This window comes from Rhizobium sp. PDO1-076 (genome assembly GCF_000247475.1).
Classification (GTDB): Bacteria; Pseudomonadota; Alphaproteobacteria; order Rhizobiales; family Rhizobiaceae; genus Allorhizobium.
The window spans coordinates 1-2574 of record NZ_AHZC01000208.1; the positions used below are offsets into that span (position 1 = coordinate 1).

A 2574-nucleotide genomic window follows, 5' to 3' on the forward strand; every position below is an offset into this window, starting at 1 on the left:
CAGGTCTCAGAATTCCACATTCCGTTAAGTTTACGATGCCTGACAGATATCTCCGGATGGCGTCTTTCGCTGGCCTTTCCTCCGTTAAGTTTACGATGCCTAACTTACCAGCGCTGAAAGGCAAGACGAAAACCTATGCCAAAATCCCCGAAAACGGACATGAGAATCATCAATGAGCCCGACCGTCCACAACTATCCGCGCCGAATAGAGAAGGTCTCATAATATGTGGTTTTGCACACAGAACCATTAGATGTGCACTGTCAACTATTTTCAAATCTAACGATCGGGACAAAAAGCATAACAGTGCGCTTGCCAGCAACTGATTCGTTATATTTCGCGTCGATCGACATGATGTTGATAGAATCATATCAAAACTCGCGCAATAATATCATGTATTCCTGCGCCAGCTTTTAGTATTTCTCTCTGTGCGCGGAAAAAATACAAGGACTTTACTATGAGCCACCGTGCCAACGCCAGACATAACGTGATTGTTCGGATGGCAGACACGGCGCGAACATTCGCGCCTGGTCGCGATTTATCTGTACGTCTTTTCTTTGGTCTCCCGTTTTTGGCGGCTCAAGCGGAGCCAGCTGTTCAATTCTCAGTTGATGGAAGCCGATGGGTCATTTCGGGGAATTCCGTGAACGGCAGTCGTCGGTCCATTTGCGGATGTGCCCAATGACGAAGTCACTGAGATCATTGTCGCAGATCCGAACACATAGGGTGCTGCGCGTGATCGGGATGCCTCATGAGCTTGGGCGGCATAGATCCAGTTCGTTCACGGGTACCACCAGTTGGGGCTGTGATTTCTACAGCAAGAACTTTGTGGGGATGTGCAATCGGATGGCTTGACCACGAGTATAGTTATCATAGGCCCAGACAAGTTTGATGCTGTGGTCGTTGCGAACGTCGACTAGGTTCAATGTCCAAGGCAATACATTTGCTGAACGCGAAGGCGAACACGGTTTACAATCTTCGGCGGCAAGATGTTGGTTCGCCATGTTGCTTTCGATCGCGCGAAACGCGTGAATTATAAAAATACCCCGGTGAAGCTTGGAATTCCGCGCAGATGAACTGCGCATGTGTACTGCGTATTCCAGCAATGAATCACTGCCCCTCTTAAAATCAGAAGATTACGTTGTGAGGTTGACCGATGCCGTCGCTTTCCTTTTGGCTTACGCTGAATTTCACTCGAGTCCGCACGGTTGTTCCTTCACTGATCGCGAAGGCGATCGACAGTATTATGTCACGTTTGGCTTCGCGTGACGACACAAAGAAGCCCAGGTGCCCGAAATGGGGTCTACTTGTGCTCTTTTTGTTCGGACCGGCTACACAGGTGCAGGCGCTGGACTCCTTTGCCTGCGACGGCAGGTTTTTTCTTTCTCAAGGTGCCGACAATACGCAACTGCACCTCGTTGCCCTATCAGCCAATCCGCCCAACTTCACGCCGATTGGCGCTCTGGCGTCGATGGAATACAATGCTATGGGCTTCAACCCTGTAGACGGCTTTCTTTATGCCATTCGTGTTACCGGCAATCCCAGCGGAAACAACAATGCGCAACTTCTCAGGATCGGAAGCGATGGTACGGTCGAGGTCGTTGACGCAAATCCCACTAGTTCCAACGAAAATGGTGTAGGAAACCTACCCAAGAACGACCAGTATATCTCAGCAACTTTCGCTCCGGATGGCCGCTTTTTCGTCATTGGCGTTAACCGTGTCAATGAAATCAAATTGATCGATGTCACCGGAGATCCGATCGAAGCCACTGATCTGGACTTATCCCGCAATATTGATGTGAACGACATTGCCTGGGTCGGCGGCAATGCCCCTGATGCCTCACTCTATTCGGTAACCGTTCCGCAATCGACGGAGGGCGATGCCGCAGTTCTTCGGATTGATCCTGTCACGGGCGTAGTAACTACCATCGGACAAACTCTCACTGACGGCTTACGTTTCGGCGCGTTGTTCGGGGCACCGAATGGGCTCTTTGGAGTTGCCAATGGTGGACAAGGCCTCTATCAATTCGACCTGGCAACCGGTCGCGCTACGCGCTTGTCCGCGGCACCAGGATCGAACGTCAATGACGGTGCTAATTGCCCGATATTTGCACCACCCTTTGAAGCAGACCTTGCAGTCAGAAAAACCAACACGCCACTTGTAGGTCCTGACGACCAGACCGACGATACCTATGTTGCAGGGGAAGTCAGATCTTATTCAATTGTGGTCAGCAACAGCGGGCCATACGGCGCTAGCGGTGTTCGCGTGATTGATCTGTTGCCTGACGGCATCGAGGCGGCGACAGCGAGTTGGACATGCGGTAACGAGATTGGTGGAGGTGTCTGCAGCCAATCATCCGCTAGCGGAGGTGGAATAGACGCTAGTGTTGACCTACCGGTTACCGTTGATCAAAGCACCGGTGCGATCATTCCGTCGTCGGTCACGTTTGAACTCAGCGTAACGGTCCCTGTGGATTTTGGCGGTGATTTGCGGAACCGTGTAGAGGTCATCGCGCCTGATACAAGTGTCGATCCAAATCTGAACAACAATGAAGCCGTTGATGTTGACCCGACGG

At 51.3% G+C, this 2574-nt stretch carries 1 protein-coding gene; it reads left to right on the top strand.

What is annotated here, in order from left to right; translation table 11 throughout:
- Positions 1–1154: 1154 nt before the first annotated feature.
- The coding region (locus PDO_RS12455; RefSeq protein WP_007602017.1) for a DUF6923 family protein at positions 1155–2574 on the top strand (1420 nt) is incomplete at its 3' end.